General features: G+C 48.2%; 13 protein-coding genes. 5 read left to right on the forward strand and 8 right to left on the reverse strand.

What is annotated here, in order from left to right:
- The coding region (locus VFS25_RS24220) for a pyridine nucleotide-disulfide oxidoreductase (protein ID WP_326464767.1) at nucleotides 1-926 on the forward strand (926 nt) is incomplete at its 5' end.
- A 403-nt stretch (nucleotides 927-1329) separates the two neighbouring features.
- On the opposite strand, the gene VFS25_RS24225 is transcribed toward VFS25_RS24220, so the two are convergent.
- The 6 genes from VFS25_RS24225 to VFS25_RS24250 all read right to left on the reverse strand — a co-directional run bounded on the left by VFS25_RS24225 (nucleotide 1330) and on the right by VFS25_RS24250 (nucleotide 8087).
- A complete protein-coding gene (locus tag VFS25_RS24225) occupies nucleotides 1330-3873 on the reverse strand; it encodes a DNA gyrase/topoisomerase IV subunit A (protein ID WP_326464768.1) in 2544 nt (847 codons plus the stop codon).
- Between the two features lie 98 nt (nucleotides 3874-3971).
- On the reverse strand, nucleotides 3972-4352 hold the full coding sequence (locus tag VFS25_RS24230; RefSeq protein ID WP_326464769.1) for a four helix bundle protein: 381 nt from the start codon (nucleotides 4350-4352) through the stop codon (nucleotides 3972-3974).
- A gap of 65 nt (nucleotides 4353-4417) precedes the next feature.
- Nucleotides 4418-4807: a hypothetical protein gene (locus tag VFS25_RS24235; protein ID WP_326464770.1), complete on the reverse strand. Its 390-nt coding sequence runs from the start codon at nucleotides 4805-4807 to the stop codon at nucleotides 4418-4420.
- 27 nt (nucleotides 4808-4834) lie between these two features.
- Nucleotides 4835-5713 (reverse strand): DUF1835 domain-containing protein, encoded by an 879-nt coding sequence (locus tag VFS25_RS24240; RefSeq protein WP_326464771.1) that lies wholly within the window; start codon nucleotides 5711-5713, stop codon nucleotides 4835-4837.
- A gap of 17 nt (nucleotides 5714-5730) precedes the next feature.
- Entirely contained in the window at nucleotides 5731-6126 is a 396-nt protein-coding gene (locus tag VFS25_RS24245) for a four helix bundle protein (protein ID WP_326464772.1), read from the reverse strand.
- Between the two features lie 59 nt (nucleotides 6127-6185).
- Nucleotides 6186-8087 carry a DNA topoisomerase IV subunit B gene (locus VFS25_RS24250; protein WP_414647797.1) on the reverse strand — a complete coding sequence of 634 codons (1902 nt, stop codon included), beginning with the start codon at nucleotides 8085-8087 and terminating at the stop codon, nucleotides 6186-6188.
- A gap of 241 nt (nucleotides 8088-8328) precedes the next feature.
- On the opposite strand from VFS25_RS24250, the gene VFS25_RS24255 reads away from it, so the two are divergent.
- Nucleotides 8329-8484 (forward strand): hypothetical protein, encoded by a 156-nt coding sequence (locus tag VFS25_RS24255; protein ID WP_326464774.1) that lies wholly within the window; start codon nucleotides 8329-8331, stop codon nucleotides 8482-8484.
- A gap of 317 nt (nucleotides 8485-8801) precedes the next feature.
- Here VFS25_RS24255 and VFS25_RS24260 read toward each other — a convergent pair whose 3' ends face one another.
- Both VFS25_RS24260 and VFS25_RS24265 read right to left on the reverse strand, forming a co-directional pair.
- Nucleotides 8802-9434, reverse strand: coding sequence for a response regulator transcription factor (locus tag VFS25_RS24260; RefSeq protein WP_326464775.1), 633 nt, complete (start codon nucleotides 9432-9434; stop codon nucleotides 8802-8804).
- 91 nt (nucleotides 9435-9525) lie between these two features.
- Nucleotides 9526-12606, reverse strand: a complete 3081-nt coding sequence (locus VFS25_RS24265; protein WP_326464776.1) for a ligand-binding sensor domain-containing protein — start codon at nucleotides 12604-12606, stop codon at nucleotides 9526-9528.
- 155 nt (nucleotides 12607-12761) lie between these two features.
- Between VFS25_RS24265 and VFS25_RS24270 the strand changes: the two genes are divergently transcribed.
- From VFS25_RS24270 to VFS25_RS24280, 3 genes are all read left to right on the forward strand, one after another.
- Complete coding sequence (locus VFS25_RS24270; protein WP_326464777.1) at nucleotides 12762-13790, forward strand: WD40/YVTN/BNR-like repeat-containing protein; 1029 nt, start codon at nucleotides 12762-12764, stop codon at nucleotides 13788-13790.
- Nucleotides 13791-14085: 295 nt separating this feature from the next.
- Nucleotides 14086-16479, forward strand: a complete 2394-nt coding sequence (locus VFS25_RS24275; protein ID WP_326464778.1) for a glycoside hydrolase family 31 protein — start codon at nucleotides 14086-14088, stop codon at nucleotides 16477-16479.
- A gap of 585 nt (nucleotides 16480-17064) precedes the next feature.
- Nucleotides 17065-17454, forward strand: a complete 390-nt coding sequence (locus VFS25_RS24280; protein WP_326464779.1) for a KGG domain-containing protein — start codon at nucleotides 17065-17067, stop codon at nucleotides 17452-17454.
- The last annotated feature ends 399 nt before the right edge of the window (nucleotides 17455-17853 follow it).

The raw sequence follows: 17853 nt of genomic DNA on the forward strand, positions 1-17853 counted from the left end.
TTAACCGGCTCCTGCTGTCCGACCCTCACGGCCAGGCCTATACGGCATTGCTGCCCCAGGGCGGCCTTGGCATCAGCCGTTATATGCTTGACAACGCCCTGTACGAGCTGGCCCTTAAAAAAGGCGTGCACGTGCTTACCCAAACCAAGGTGCAGGACGTACAGTTCAGGAACAACCGTTTTGTTGTTCATGCGGATCCCGGGCGGCGCATTACCGCCTTTATTGCCGCCGGCGCCTTTGGTAAACGCAGCAACCTGGATGTAAAATGGAAGCGCCCTTTTGTACAGCAGCCGCCGGGCAAGCTGAATAACTATATTGGCATTAAATATCACATCCGGTATAACCATCCGGAAGATACCGTTGCCCTGCATAATTTTGAAGACGGCTATTGCGGCATTTCCCGCATTGAGGATGGCAAATGCTGCCTGTGCTACCTTACCACAGCCGCTAACCTGCAAAAACACAATAACAGCATTCAGCAGATGGAGCGGGAAATCTTATACCGTAACCCCTATCTGAAAAAAATATTTACAACCGCTGCTTTCCTGTACGAGCAGCCCCTGGCTATTTCACAGATCAGCTTTTCCAAAAAGGCCGCGGTAGAAAATCATATGCTAATGGCAGGCGATGCCGCCGGCATGATCACCCCTTTATGCGGCAATGGCATGAGCATGGCCCTGCACGGCGCCAAGCTGGCTTTTGAGCAGATACACGACCTGCTGCAGCAAAAAGTTACCCGCAGCGAAATGGAGCGCTGCTACCGCCAGCATTGGCGTAAACACTTTACCACCCGCCTGTTCATGGGCCGCGTGCTGCAAAGCTTTTTGGGTACTGAAAGCCGCGCCACTTTCCTGGTAGGCCTTATGCGCTACATGCCCCTGCTGGCCCGGCAAATCATCCGGTCCACACACGGAAAGCCGTTTTAACTACGAATTGTTCAATTACGACCCTGCAAAGCGGTGCATTGCCTGTTCCGCCCTGCGGAAAGTGCCTTTAAAAAATATCATGAATGTGAATAATTTACGATTTATTGCGGTTGTTAAAGCAGGGGCAGTTTGTCTTTTCAAAACAGAAGACGCCTTTGAATTCAATTACGGATTACAAATGCAAAAATTATAAACTAACCATGAATAGGTAATACCAATAAAATGCTTATCCTGCCTGAAATTGCAGGCATTCTTAGTTAAACAATATTCCATTTACAAAAGAAAATGCCGGACCAGCTATACGCTCATCCGGCATAAATTCATTAATTTGTTGTTTCTCTCTCCTTAATATCTAACCATCCGCTGCATTCTTAATTGGTAATTCGTAATTGACAATTCGTAATTAAAACAGCTCGCCCTGCACATTTCCTTCATCCTCCGGGTCGGGGTCCTCATCTTCCGACAGCAGCTCCACGCTTACCAGGTCGTCCCCTGCAATGCGCGTGCCTACTGTTTTCCAGCCGGTCACCTCCACAAACTCCGCCAGGTTCACCTCTTCTTCTTCCGGGTTGCGTTTCTTACCTGTTTTCAGCAGCACAATGGGATCTGAATGCGTGGTTGCCAGCTCCAGGTAATTGTTGGCCCCTTCTTTAATAAAAGAAAACTTGTTGTTCAGCGTTTGCGTTTCAATTTTAAAGCGCTTTGCATTGAACTGTTTCTTATCTGCGTCAAAGTAAATGGCCGTTACTATTTTCTCCGGGTTGAATTTTTCGATGTAGATCACGTCATCCGGCTCATAGCGGTTGGTAAGCTCGTAATTGGTAAGCTCGTAAGTACCGTTCTTGTACACCACAAATATCTTGTCCTCTCCCTCAAAGCTGCCAATGTACACGCCGCGTTCATCGGTATTCAGGCGGCCTACGGCATCATCGTACCAGATCTTTTGGCCCGATAAGGTAGATACGCCTTTTTCCTTGAACTTCACCGTACGAATGGGGTATTTGGTAACCTGGTTGCCCTGGGAGTTGCGGCCCTTTATGGCAATGGTTTCAAAGTACAGGTCAAACTCCTTGTTGCGCGCCGGGCAGTTGGGGCTCAGCTTTACGCTTACCACCTCTGCCTCCCCGTTGGGGTTGGCGGAAAAGTAGTGCACCTTGGAGTTTTTCTCTCCTTTAATGGTAAGGTCGTATTCCTTATCGCGGGTAACACCGGTTACATTAAAGCGCTTGGCATAGCTGATACCGGTTTTACCATCCACATAGATCATGTTGTAGGTAGTACGCTCATCGTTCTTACGGAACACATCTACATGAATAATATCCTTCCCTACGAAGGTTTTGTCAGATACTTTCGTTACCAGCATCCTGCCATCCTTGCGGAAAACGATAATATTATCCAGGTCGGAACAATCTGCTACAAATTCATCTTTCTTCAGGGAGGTGCCTATAAAGCCGTCGGCACGGTTCACATACAGCTTGGTATTGGCTATTGCTACCTGCTGTACCTGGATGGTGTCAAACGTCTTTATCTCTGTAAGCCTTTCCCGGCCTTTGCCGTATTTTTTCAGCAGGTTCTCGTAGTAGGCCACGGTATAGTCCACCAGGTGGTCCAGGTCATAGTTCACCTGTTTAATATCCGCGTCAATGGCTTTTATCTGTTCGTTCAGCTCATTAATATCAAGACGGTAAATGCGGCGTACGGGCTTTTCCGTTAGCTTCACAATATCTTCACGGGTAATGGCCCGTTTCAGCTGCTTCTTGTACGGGTTAAAGCCTTTGTCAATAGCTGCCAGCACAGTTTCCCAGTCTTTATGCTTTTGCTCCAGCTCCTTATAAATGCCTTTTTCAAAGAAGATCTTTTCCAGCGACGTATAGTGCCACTTGTCTTCCAGCTCCGCCAGCTTTATTTCCAGCTCTTTTTTCAGCAGCTCGCGGGTAAAGTTGGCGGAGTGCTTCAGCAGGTCAGACACGCCCATGAAATGCGGCTTATCCTCCACAATTACGCAGGCGTTGGGTGAAATAGATATTTCACAATCTGTAAAGGCGTACAGCGCATCAATGGTAATGTCCGGCGAAATACCGGGCGCCAGCTGCACTTCTATCTCCACCTCCTTGGCGGTGTTGTCCACCACCTTCTTCACCTTTATTTTACCATTGTCATTCGCCTTTACAATAGACTCCATGAGCTGCGTAGTGGTAACGCCGTAAGGCACATCTTTTATCAGCAGCGTTTTCTTATCCTTTTCTTCTATGTGCGCACGTACGCGAACCTTGCCACCGCGTCTGCCATCATTGTAGTTGGCTACGTCTATCATCCCCCCGGTCATAAAGTCGGGGTAAAGGTCAAACTTTTTACCACGCAGGTATTTGATAGAAGCATCTATCAGCTCGCAGAAGTTATGCGGTAATATTTTGGTAGAGAGGCCTACGGCAATACCTTCCGCGCCCTGTGCCAGCAGCAGCGGAAATTTCATGGGCAGCGTAAGCGGCTCGTTCTTACGGCCGTCGTAGCTCAGCTGCCAGGTGGTGGTTTTAGCGTTAAAGGCAATCTCCAGCGCAAATTTGGAAAGGCGCGCTTCAATATAACGCGCTGCTGCCGCATCATCACCGGTGCGCACATCGCCCCAGTTACCCTGTGTTTCAATCAGCAGCTCTTTCTGGCCCAGGTTCACAATGGCATCGCTGATAGAAGCATCGCCGTGCGGGTGGTACTGCATGGTTTGGCCTATTACATTGGCCACCTTATTAAAACGGCCGTCATCCATTTCCTTCATGGCGTGCAGTATGCGGCGCTGCACGGGTTTTAACCCGTCTTCCACGCTGGGCACGGCACGCTCCAGTATTACGTAGGAAGCGTAGTCCAGGAACCAGTTCTCATACATTCCCCCTACGTGGGTAATGTTGTGCAACGATTCGTCGTTCGGCAGATTATTATTTTGATCGTCCATAGTCCGTATAAAATACTAAATGTAAAATGTAAAATATTAAATGTAAAAGTTAAAGTCTGTGGCTGGTTGTGAACTTAACGTACTTTTACGTCGGCATTTTACACTTTGGCTTTGATATTGTTTCTTTTTGCTGTTTCAATGCTGGCGCTGAAAATAGCTACCAACTGTGTACATTCAGTCAAAATACTGGATGGTACAACAGCATTGTTTAACATTTCTCTTTTCTCAATTATCCTCATATTTATTTGCGATTCACGCAGCTCCTTTAATCCCAGTTTCATTTTATGAATAAAATCATTCCGCGACGCTGCCGCCTGCGCTTCCCCGTAAAGTAATGCGGGTGCTGTACCGCTTCTAACCAATTGATTAGCAAGGTGCGTCCCTCCCCTATCATCCGGTAAAAACTCCACTAATTTCAAAACACTTACTGCAAAATCAATCAACCTTTGCTCCAGGTCATACCTGCGATTTTCATTCATTGGTCAATAATTTCAGATGAAACACTGCTTTCTACTTTTACATTCTACATTTGAAATTTTACATTTTACATTTTCTCAAACTCCTCCCGCCATATCCTCACGGAGTCCTGCTGCACATCTTCCACGGAGTTCATTTCTATCAGCGCGCAGTCGGTAACGGCTACCAGCTGGTGCCAGATATTAACCGGCACTGTTACTTTTGCCGGCGCTGAAATATGCGTTACACGTATTTCCTTTTCACCCAGCGGGCACCAGTGCAGCGCTGCCTGCCCGCTTACCAGGAACAGTATTTCCGGGTTCTTGTATGCACGTTTTCCCTCATGGTAATGCTGCCCGCTGCTGCTGCCGGCCTTGCGGAAGCACATCATAAATTCGCCGGTGCGGTCGCTGCTCCAGATGTAGTTGGCGCCCCGCTCATCCTGCCCTAACAGGTCCAAAGGTGTTACTGTTACCATAGCTGCTAATTATTTGCCGGCGTATTATTATTCGGCTGCCGGTGGCGCTGCAGGCGTTTCTTCGCCGCCGCCAGGTAATTTTACTTCAAAATCTTTGATGGTTTTCAGCTCTCCCCGGCTCTCCAGCTGCCCTTCTTTTACCAGCTCTTTCAGGCGCCAGGCCAGGTATTGGTCCAGCACGGGATATTTTAATTTGCCCGTTACCTGCCCTACTACCTTGGCTGCCTTCTGGAACTCCCTGCTGCTTTGCTGCAACAACTCCTTGTCATAGTATGCCGCCGGTTCGCCCTTTATTTTTTTACCGCCTTCCAGCAGGCGTATGCCGGCATTCTCATTCATCAGGCGGTGCCACTCATCGCCATCCAGCTCAAATTCGGCCAGCGATACCGGGCGGGCCAGCTTTTTGGCTTTCAGGAATTCCTTGGGTAGTATCTGGTGCAGGTGGGTGGGATAGAACACTGCATTTTTCTCATTCAGGAAAGGCAGGTTATTCAGGTATATGATATGTATGCGGCCTGCAAAATCATACAACTGGCTTACCAGCCAGTAATAGCCGCATACGTCGCGTGCATTTTGCCCGGCCCATATCCATACTTCCGGTTCCGGCGCTGCTTTTAAGCGGGCTTTCAGCTGTTTGGCCAGCTCCGCATCTGCCCAGGGCTCTTCTTCCGGGGGCGGTGCGGCGCCTTCTGCCGCAACAGGCGCTGGCTGCGGCTGTACGCCGGACAGCTGCTGCCACCATTGCCGGCGGTTTGCCTGGCCGTCTTTTGTATCTAGTATAAATAAAGGACCTACAGAAAGATCGTCCTCAAAACAAAGTATATCCCCGCTTAGTTTCTCATCCAGCTCAAACGCGCCCGCTAGTGCAGGCTTTGAAGGCTGTCCGAATACGATATGTAATGGCATTAATTAATAATTAAAAATTAATGATTAATAATAAAGGCGTTCTGCTGGTATTGCAGTGAGGGATGTTGCCGGGAAGTGTTTAAAATGCTTGTCATGATTTTCAACAATTCCTCACAATCATGTACCACTGAATTTCCCAATTTCAACTCTATTTCTCCAGCCTCTATTAATAATCGTAGTCTATACCTGGTTTCTCTTGCCTCCTTATAAGCAATTTGCATTTTTACAATAAATTCTTTTTTCGATACCCCTCCAATCGCTTCCTCAATATTCGCCCCGATAGCCGTTCCACACCCCAATATTTGATTCAGCAAAGGCAATAAGTTCGGCCCTTTATATAAGTACCGGTACAGCTTCACGATCCTAACTCCAAATCTAAAGGCCTTTTCCTGCACAACATTATTGCTTTTCATTTAACACATATTTAGGGTAACACACCTCCATTTATTAATTATTCATTCTTCATTATTAATTATTCTGCAACCAAATCCTTCTCATACCGCAGGTTGCTGATAATAAACTCCTGCCGCGTTTGCGTGTTCTTACCCATGTAATATTCCAGCAGCTTCTGGATATGGACGTCTTTGGAAAGAATAATGGGATCTACCCGCATATCTTCTCCAATAAAACGGCCAAACTCGTCCGGCGATATTTCACCTAACCCTTTAAAGCGCGTGATCTCCGGCTTGCCGCCCAGCTTTTTCACCGCGGCCTGCTTTTCTTCCTCACTGTAGCAGTAAATGGTTTCCTGCTTGTTACGCACACGGAACAATGGCGTTTCCAGTATATACACGTGCCCGTTCTTTACCAGGTCGGGGAAAAACTGTAAAAAGAAGGTGAGCAGCAGCAGGCGGATGTGCATACCATCCACGTCGGCATCAGTGGCTATCACTATTTTATTATAGCGCAGCCCGTCCAGTCCTTCTTCTATGTTCAGCGCATGCTGCAGCAGGTTAAACTCCTCATTCTCGTACACGATCTTTTTGGTGAGGCCAAAACAGTTCAGGGGCTTACCACGCAGACTAAACACCGCCTGCGTTTCCACGTTGCGCGATTTGGTGATGGAGCCGCTGGCAGAGTCGCCTTCTGTAATAAATATGATCGTGTCCAGCCGCTTGGCTTCCTGCTCTATTTTGTCCTTACCGGTCAGCTCATCGCTCAGGTGAAAACGGCAGTCGCGCAGCTTGCGGTTATGCAGGTTGGCTTTTTTAGCCCGCTCGTTGGCCAGCTTTTTAATGCCGGCCAGCTCCTTGCGTTCCCGTTCGCTTTGCTCAATCCGTTTTTTCATGGCTTCCGCCACGGTTGGATTGCGGTGCAGGTAATCATCCAGGTGCTTGCCCAGGAAATCCAGCACAAACGCCTTCATAGACGGGCCGCCTTCGTACACCGTAAGGGAGCCCAGTTTGGTTTTGGTTTGCGACTCAAATACCGGTTCCTGCACGCGTACGGAAATAGCGGCGCAAATAGAGGCGCGTATATCCGTTGCATCATAATCCTTCTTATAAAAGTCGCGCACGGTTTTTACAAAAGCTTCGCGGAAAGCCGCCAGGTGCGTACCGCCCTGGGTGGTGTGCTGCCCGTTTACGAAGGAGTAATACTCCTCGCCATATTGATTTTCATGGGTAACGGCTATTTCTATATCCTCCCCTTTCAGGTGAATAATGGGATAGCGCAGCTCTTCGGCGTTGGTTTTGCGCTGCAGCAGGTCCAGCAAACCGTTTTTGGACACATATTTCTGCCCGTTGAAGTTGATGGTTAGTCCTGCGTTCAGGAAACAGTAGTTCCATATCTGGTTTTCCAGGAACTCCGGTATATAATGATAGTTCTTAAAAACCGTATCATCCGGCGTAAAGGTTACCAGCGTACCGTTGCTTTCACTGGTAGCGGTTTCCTTGTGTTCTTTTATAAGCACGCCGCGCTGGAACTCCGCTACTTTCATACGCCCTTCGCGCACAGATTGTACTTTGAAGTAGTTGGAGAGGGCGTTAACCGCTTTGGTACCCACCCCGTTCAACCCCACCGACTTCTGGAAAGCCTTGCTGTCGTATTTGGCGCCGGTGTTAATCTTGCTTACCACGTCCACCACTTTGCCCAGGGGAATACCGCGCCCGTAGTCACGCACGGTTACGCTGTGCTCCGATACTTTAATATCCACCTGTTTGCCAAAACCCATGGTATGTTCGTCAATACAGTTGTCCACCACCTCTTTGATCAGGATGTAAATACCATCATCCATACTGGTGCCATCCCCCAGTTTGCCGATGTACATACCGGGGCGCAGGCGTATGTGCTCCCGCCAGTCCAGCGACCGGATGGAATCTTCCGTATAGGCCGTAAAGAGGTCTTTATTGTCCTTTTCCGTCTTGTCTGACATTGCCATATATATTAATAAAACGTTTTCTGTGTAATGGTGGCTGGTATAGTTACTAAATCTTTTAGCAAAATCCCGCTACGGGCAAAAATAAAGGATTCAGGTTATCATCCCAACAATAAAGTTATGCACCGTGGATTTCTTTTGGGACCTAAATTTTTTTTTATGCAAAAGATACTTTATATGAAAAATTAAACTATATTTACAATCACTGCTCACAAGTACAATAAACAAGGTCCTAACTATGAAAACGCTATGCCTGATGCTGTTAATGGTAGTGCTGTCCATTGCGCTGCTGGTAACATTCCTGGTAAACCGGGAACAACGTTCAATGAACCGTTTGGGGAATACCTTTACAAAGCTGCTCAGGAAATTTGATTCCTGGCAGATGATGAGATAAGCGAAATGTAACAACTGTTCATAACCATCTTTAAAAACCTATACCTATGAAAACCGGTCTACTATTCAAATTGGCGTGTTTGCTTATTGCTTCCATGGTGTTACTGGCCCACCTGGCAACAGAAAAATTGCAGAGAATGGAACGCATTCGTGTGAAAAGAAAGTAGCGGGCAGCGTTCAAGCTATCCAATCTAAAACAGGTAAAGCAGGAAGCCGGTAGTGCAGTTATACACACTGTTGGCTTCCTGCAATACTTTTATAGCAGGAGCATTAAATGCCTGTTTTTCAATCCCTTCTTTGTGTTACGGAAATACGGTATTACCGGTTGTAATATTTGTTCACTGCATCCGTACGGCTTCTTACGTGCAGCTTTTCATAAATATTATGCACGTGCCGTCTTACTGTTTCAATACTGATGTAAAGATTGCTGGCTATTTCCTTGTACAGGAAACCTTTGGAAAGCTGGTCCAGTATCTCTTTTTCACGGGAAGTTAACGCCTCCAGGGCGGGGTTGGGCTTGGCCTGCTTCTGGAAATAGGCCACTACGCGGCGGGCAATTTGTGAGCTCATGGGAGAACCGCCTTCGTGCACGTCGCGGATGGCTTCCAGCAGCTCGCCGGGAGAGGTTTTTTTGAGGATGTAGCCACTGGCGCCTGCTTCCAGGGCCTGGAATATTTTATCATCATCTTCATACACCGTAAGCATCATAAACTGCATATCCGGAAATTCCGCTTTCAAACGGGCAATGCACTCAATTCCGTTCATACCGCCGGGCAGGTTAAAATCCATCAACACCACATTGGGAAGTAAATGGGGTATCTGCTCCTGGGCAGTTTCTGCATTATTAAAAGTACCTACGCAGGCATACCCCTCCGACCCGTTAATCAGTAATTCCATTGCAGTACGAATATCATGGTTGTCTTCCACAATGGCTACCGAAATGATGTCCATACTGTCCTGGGATTTCTTTTTTGAGTACACAGTCATTATATGTTTTACTTAGCGAAATTACTTAACACGAAAATGTGATAGCAAAGGTAGATCAAATTAACGGTATATCTAGAAAAACTATGGTCCCGTTATGGGAGGTAATATCGGCATGGCCGCCTACTGCCTGCATACGTTTCTGGATATTCTTTAACCCGTTGCCGAACAACCGTACCTTTTCCTGATCAAATCCTTTGCCATTATCCTTTATCAGTATGGTCATGTGCTGCTGCATCTGAATTTCTATCATCACCTCTGTTGCCTGTGCATGTTTTACCACGTTATGTAACGACTCCTTTACCGCCAGGTAAATATTACGGCGCGTACCTCCGCTGAGCTTAATGTTAGGTATGCTTTCCGGTATGTAAAACTGGTGCGTAATATGTGCGTGCTCCAGGAAGTCGGCTGCAAAACTGCGCATGTAGGCTATCAGGTTTTCAAGGGAGTCGTTGGAAGAGTTCATGGCCCAGATGATCTCGCTCATCTTGTCCACCAGCTCTCCTGCCGCCTCTGAAATGCGCTCAATTTCGCGGGTTTGGGAAGGATCGTGTATCTTCCGCTTTGCTATTTCACTCAACAGGCGTATGGTTGACAGGCCGGAACCCAGGTCATCATGCATGTCGCTTGAAATACGCGCACGCTCCTGGTCTACCGCCTGCTCTTTTTCCAGCTTCAGTTTTTCATGACGTATTTTATAATCAAGATACAACGTAGAAAAGTAATATGCAATGCCTAACAATAGTAATAACAATAAAAACCTGAACCACAATGATTGCCAGAAAGGTATGCGTATCACTATTTCCAGCGTGGTAGGCGTGGTATTCCATATATCATCATTGTTAGACGCCCTTACATTAAAAGTATAGGTGCCCGGGCGCAGGTTGGTATAGCGCGCCATGCGCAGCGTACCCGCCGATACCCAGTCCTCATCTGCCCCGTCCAGCTTATACTGCACCTTGTTCTTCAACGGGTTGGTATATTCCAGCGGTACAAACTCTATGGCAATGGTGTTTTGGTTATAAGGCAGCTCTATATGATGCAGCAGCGAAATGGCTGTGTCCGATTCATAAGGCCTGTCCAGCACCTCCATGCGCTTTATAACTACCTTGGGTACAAATGGATTGTTACGGAAGTTGCGCGGGTAAAACCCGTTCACCCCTCTTATCCCCCCAAAGAAAAGCTCACCGTCAACTGATTTGAAATAGGCGCCGGTGTTAAACTCGTTCGACTGCAGCCCGTCCTCATGGTTAAAGGTGGTGATCTCGTTGGTTACCGGGTTTATCTGCGACAGCCCTTTGTTATGGCTTACCCATATGCGGTCCTTATCATCCAGCAGCACGCCGTAAAAGTAATCGTTCACCAGCGCCGGAAAATCGTAACTGTTATAATGCTGCACCAGGTTATAATTGGCGTCCATTATAAACAGGCCCCGGCTGGTGGCTACCAGCAGCTGTTTGTGCGCATTTTTATTAATACCTTTTACAATGGTGCCGGTGGGCAGCGGTATAATACGCCAGCGCGTATTGCCTACATCCTTTGCATACAGGTTGGCCTGTGTGCCCACGTACTGGTTGCCCATGTAGTCTTCATAATAACAGTTCAGGCTTTCATTCGGGAACTGGTGCACCAGCGCTGCCCTGTATTTATTGGTGCGCTGCTCGTCGGCCCTGATAGATACCAGGTACTCTCCATAATTAAAATACACTTCTCCATTCACCCGGCGGAACAGGAAGGGCGTATAATTATCCCGCTGCGGGGGCAGGCCCAGGGAGTCTACCACGGCGGTCAGGTCTTCAAACTTTTTATTTTGTACGTTCAGCAGCCCCAGGTGCTGGCCCTCAAAATGCAGCCACAGGTACTTGTAGTTTTCCCGGCAAATGGCGTTCACCGTGTTACCGGGAAATACCATGTGCCCTGCCGTGTTGGAAATGCGTTCTATAAAACGGCCGCCCTCCTCGTAAATATCAAGCCCGTCGCGCCACAGTCCAATGTACAGCTTACCGTCGTCGTGCTTGTAAATGCACCGTACCATGTTGTGCGATATAAAGGGAGAGCGGTACAGGTTAAACACTTTTTTATGCGGAGAGTATTTCTTGATGCCGTCGCCGTTCATGCCTACCCACATGTTATCCGCCGCATCTCGGTACAGGTAGCGCACGCTGTTGAGGGAGCGGGTTTCAAACGTATTAAATGTTACAATGTGCTGTATTACCTCATTACGGTGTATGCTGTATATCAGCACCCCGTCTGTACCTCCTATCCACACATTCCCGTTATGGTCCACTTCCATTACCACAGGCTCAAATATCTCTCCCTTGTCGTCATACTCGTTGATCAGCAGATCCGTGTACTTACGCTGCTTTTTGTTGAACATGATAATATGCCCTGGACTGGTAATGATCATAGAGTCGGCATTCAGGTTACGCATCACGGGGTTCTTCCCGATGCCCGGCAAACAGTAGGTGGAAAGGCGCAGGTTCGTGGTGTTCAGCGCCAGCAGCTCGTCCGGTTCAAAGTTCATCCAAACCAGCTTGCCATCCATCAGTATATCATTGGGGATCATTCCTTTTTTAGAGAACTGGGGCGGGTACAGGATAATGCGTTTAATGGCATAGGTGCGGTTATCCAGCGCATACAGGCCTTTCAGCGGGCGCCATACCCATAGCTGATGGTTAGCGGTGTCCTCTCCTATTACCTTGAACTTTATGCTTTGGTCGCGCTCCTGCTCATTCAGGTAAGCCGTATCTTCCATTACCATCTGGAAGGTGTTACGGTAGGGGTCATACAGGCTGATACCATTATTATGTGACAGCAGCAGCTGGCCGCGGCTGTTTTTAAAAAAGCTGTAGCCTTTATATCCCTTCAGGTCAAAACGGTTAATTACGGCGCGCACCCCGCTGGAAGTGTTAGATACCAGGTTGCCTTTACCCTCTCCTGCCTTGTTCTGCTCGCTGGTTTTATAACGGTACTCATTAAACACGTAGCCGTCAAAGCGGTTAACCCCATCGCGGTTGGCGATCCACATAAAGCCCTGGTTATCCTGTATGATGTCGCTTACGAAACTCTGCGAAAGTCCTTCGTTCACACTGTAGGCATCAAAGATATAGCTTCCCTCCTGTGCGAACAGCGTTTTCATAGCGAACACCAATAAGCAAAGTAGCTGCAGTTTCTTCTTTATCTGGGATGGTAAATAGCGCACTGATGCAGGTTAGTTGTGTGCAAATATATAAATCTGCATCACACTTTTGAATGATTTTGTAATTTTCTTGCTCACTAAGATACTGTATATAAATGTTAAAGAACCTTTGCTGCTGCTGCCTGTGTTATTGCCTTATCCTTTTTTTACCGGTACACGGTCAGCACAAGCGTACCCTGCAGTTGTTAACCCGCGGGCCGCTGAAAAGCATACGCGGCCTGTGTGTGCTTACCGATAGTTTGCTGTGGGCATCCGGCACCGGCGGCATGGTTGGCAAAAGCACCAACGGCGGCCGGCAATGGCAATGGATGCAGGTGCCGGGCTGCGATAGCTGCGACTGGCGGGCCATTAATGCTTTTAATGCGCAGGAAGCCGTAGTGGTAAATGCGGGGGAGCCGGCGCATATTTTCCGCACGCAGGACGGCGGCGCCACCTGGCAGCAGGTGTATTATAATGATACAAAAGGTATTTTCTTTGATGATATGGATTTCCGCACCAGCCAGGAAGGCTGGGCTATTGGCGATCCGCTGCAGGAGCATTTTATGCTGCTGCATACACAAAACGGCGGCCGGCAATGGGACACGGCGCCCCTGCAGCAACGCCCCCCTGCTTTAAAAGGCGAAGCTATTTTTGCCGCCAGCGCCAGTAACCTGCACCTGCTGCCGAACGGCGATGCCTGGTTTATCACCGGCGGCGATACTGCCCGCTCTATCCGTTACCGGCAGGGCCGCTGGGAAGCCAGCGCCTTGCCCGTTACACAGGGCGCGCCCAGCCGCGGCGCCTTTTCCATGGCGGTACGCAACCCCATGCAGGCAATTGTGGTGGGCGGCGATTACCAGGCCGATACCCTGCGGCAGCGCAACTGCCTGCTTACAACAAACGGCGGCAGCACCTGGCAGCAGCCGGCCGTACCGCCACGGGGCTACCGCAGCAGCGTAGCATGGATCAATAATAATACGGTATTTGCCACCGGCACCTCCGGCACCGATATTTCAACAGACGGCGGCCGGCACTGGCAGCCCCTCAGCAACGAAGGATTTCATGTTGTGCAGGCGGCCCAAAAGGGAAAAGCCGTGTTCCTGGCAGGCAGCAACGGACGTATAGCACAAATATCAATGCCATAACCCTAACAATCCCACACAAGTAGCATATATAGTTTCCGTTTCCTCACTAAGTTTAAATTAAAAAAGTGCACCTGTAAAAAGTGCACTTTGAAGGACAAATAGGTTAAAGCAAAAAAGTACGTTCAATAAATTAAAATTACCAGTTATTTAATATTTTTCAGTACCGATTTAGCCAATACGCCATTTTAACAGGTGAATGATGAATAAAGCTTGCCAAACGCTGAAAAAACCATCTTCACTGATTTTTTTTAATTTAGGGGCTGAAGGGGAACGATTGGATTTTTAAACGCAAACTATGCAAGTAACAAGCTCGTCGAGTAAGTATTCTGTAAAACACTATCCTGATGGCATCAGGAAATGGCAAAAAGAAGGCAACTACTTCTACTTTTATACATCGGAAACCATACTGGAAGTAAGGATTATATCAGACAAAATTGTACGGTTCCGCTACGCGGCAGATGGTAAGTTTCAACGTGATTTCTCTTATGCTACCAGCGAAAGGCTGGAAGAATCGCCGGTAGATTTCGGCATGCGCGAGTTTGAGGAGGTATTTGAAATATATACCAATGCTATCCGCATCTGGATAGCGCGCGATAACCTGCGCCTTACCATTACTGATACCGAAGGCCGCATTATTAACCAGGATGAAATGGGATTCCACTGGCAGCATTACCTGCTCAAAGGCGGCAAAATTGTGTACTGCAGCAAGCAGATACAGGATGGTGAATGTTTTTTTGGCCTGGGCGATAAACCCACCGACCTGAACCTCCGGGGCAAGCGCCTGGAAAACTATGGTACGGATGCCTACGGTTTCCAGAAAGATACCGACCCGCTGTACCGCAACATACCTTTTTATTACGGCCTGCATCACGGCATTGGCTATGGTATTTTCTTCGATAATACCTTCCGCACCCTGTTCGACTTCGGGCATGAGCGGGAAGAGGTGTGCAGCTTTTGGGCGCGCGGTGGCGAAATGAACTACTATTTTATTTATGGCCCCGGGCTGCTGCAGGTGGCCGAAGCCTATACCCGCATTACCGGCACTGCCGAGCTGCCGCCCCTGTGGGCCCTGGGCTACCAGCAATGCCGCTGGAGCTATTTCCCCGAAAAACGGGTGCGCGAAATAGCCGCAGAGTTCCGCAAACGCCAGATACCCTGTGATGTAATTCACCTGGATATAGATTATATGGACGGCTTCCGCTGCTTTACCTGGAACAAGGAGCACTTCCCCGACCCTGCCGCCATGATAAAAGAGCTGGGTGAACAGGGTTTTAAGGTAGTAGTGATCATTGACCCCGGCATTAAGGCCGACCCGGAATATGATATTTACAAACAAGGGATGGAAAAGGATTATTTCTGTAAACGTGCAGATGGCGCCTTTATGGAAGGCGATGTGTGGCCCGGCAAATGCGTGTTCCCCGACTATACCGATCCCCAGGTGCGCGAATGGTGGAGCGGCCTGTTTAAAGACCTGCTGGAAAGCGGGGTGCGCGGCGTGTGGAACGATATGAACGAACCTGCCGTATTTGAAATAGGCACCTTCCCTGAAGATGTGCGGCACGACTATGATGGTGAAGATGTAAGCCACCGCAAGGCCCATAATGTATATGGGCACCTGATGAGCAAGTCCACCGCGGCCGGCCTGAAAAAATACCTGATGCCCAACCGGCCCTTTGTGATAACCCGCTCCTGCTACGCCGGCGCACAGCGCTGGGCTTCTGTATGGACGGGCGACAATGTTTCCGAATGGGAACATGTATGGCTGGCCAGTGTGCAATGCCAGCGCCTTTCCGTGTCTGGTATTTCCTTTGCCGGCAGCGATATTGGCGGCTTTATAGGCGAGCCGGACGGAGAGCTGTACACCCGCTGGATCCAGCTGGCCACTTTTCACCCGCTTATGCGCACCCACTCGGCCAGCAATGAAACCGGCTTTAACCAGGAACCCTGGAGCTTTGGCGGCAAGTACGAGTTTATAGTAAAACGATTTATTCAGCTGCGCTACCGTTTGCTGCCTTACCTGTACACCACTTTCTGGCAGTACAGCCATTATGGTACGCCTATGCTGCGCCCCCTGGCCTTTGTGGCGCAGAACGATGCGCAAACCTATAACCGCTCCCACGAGTTTATGCTGGGCGATGCGCTGCTGATCAGCCATGTAGATGCGCCGGGTATGAAGGAAAAAAGCATTTACCTGCCTGCAGGCCAATGGTATTACTTCTTTAATGATACTTTATACGAAGGCGGCCAAAGCGTTACCATTCCTACCCCGCTGGAAGAAATGCCGCTGTTTGTAAAAGCAGGCGCCGTAGTACCCAACTATCCAAAAATTCAGTATGTGGATGAAAAGCAGATTGATCAAATGATACTGAATGTGTACTACAGCGACCAGGCTACGCGCAGCGTGCTGTATGAAGATGCCGGCGACCATTACGGGTATAAGAACGGGCAGTATAACACCATTAATTTTAAGCAGGTGTCTGATAAGCAGCAGTTCCGCCTGAAAAAGAAATTCTTCGGACAGTACCAGGCGGCCTATAAAAACCACCGGGTGCTGGTGCATGGCCTGCCCTTTACCCCCACGGAGTACGTGGTAGATGGAAAGGTGTATAAGCTGAGTACCCGCAATTTTGCGGTAGGTGTAGTAAAGGTGGTGCTGGAAAGAAAGTTTGAAGAGCTGGTAATACGATAATTAAAGAGATAAAAAAAGGGCACTAATAGATGGATATCTTAGTGCCTTTTCATAACCTATGCCAACTTTAGAGTTTATTCAAAAATACGCTGATTAGCCCTACAGGCAAAGTTTTCAGCGGTTCAACCACCACAATGAATAAAATGAACAGCGTGAACGGAGTGAACATTAGCAGTGCAAACAGTACCGGTAAATACCATATTAAGCTGTATAATTAACCGGTTATAGTATCGTACCATTAATCCCACCTTACAATACAACGTACATACCTGCACGTTATAGCAATCCCGCGCAGGCAGGCGTGGCGCGCGCCTGCCCCGTTTTCACATCAAACACATAATATTTTTTTTAATTACTTAAATTAATTCAATATCAAATCGTACCGGAGCCGCCAAGTGTGGATATTTTCCTTATACTGTAGAACCAGTTACCCGTAACGACCCAATAAATCATTCTGTTTCAAGGCAGGTCAGAACCATAGCCAGCCGTGGCACAGTCCTTGTTTCCCGTAACGCAGTAAGCGCGCGCTTATAATAGCTTCGAGAGAAAACGGAAACCTATTTCAAACCACTTAAATCTGATGTTATGACAATGCAAAGCAGCCACTCCCAGGAAGAGAACTGGCAGAATGTTGTTAACCGTGAAAACCCTCAAATGGAAGACAACTCTCCAGTGGACAATGAAATGCATAAGGAAGACTCCAAACCACGTAAATCTGGTAAAGCCCTGCGCGGATTTGCAGCGATGGATATAGAAAAGCAAAGAGCCATTGCCAGTATGGGTGGTCGTGCTGCACACCAGCAGGGCGTTGCACACGAATTCTCATCTGAAGAAGCCCGCGCTGCCGGCCGTAAAGGCGGTGAAGCAGTGAGCCAAAACCGCGAACACATGGCAGCCATCGGCAAAAAAGGCGGCGAAGCTGCACACGGACGCCGGCGTCAACGCCAGCAGGAATCACAGGCGCAGCACCAATAGCGTATAACAAGGCTAAAAAACTTATTGACCGGATGGTCATGTAAAAAGGTAATTCATTACCTGCATGCATGACCCTCCGGTTTTTTTGTTTTTAAAAACCGCTGCTTTACCTCAATATGCGTATAACATTAAATAGCATATTGAAAGCAGGGCGCAGAAAATGAAAAAGGTGAACAGGAAACGGTATAATACATCGGTATAAAAACGTTCTTCACTTACGGGTTTTCTTACTGGTTGCATAAAAAGCAGTTTACGGGTTACTATGTCCGGGTTAAATAAATAAGGGTGTTAACATATTTCAGGTGATAAATATACAAACTAAAAATATAACCGGCAATAGCTGCCGGTAACCCGGCTTTAAAAAAAGATATGAGGCATATAACAGCGCTGCTGCTACAT

The organism is Chitinophaga sp. (genome assembly GCF_035761305.1).
In the GTDB taxonomy this organism is placed as follows: domain Bacteria; phylum Bacteroidota; class Bacteroidia; order Chitinophagales; family Chitinophagaceae; genus Chitinophaga.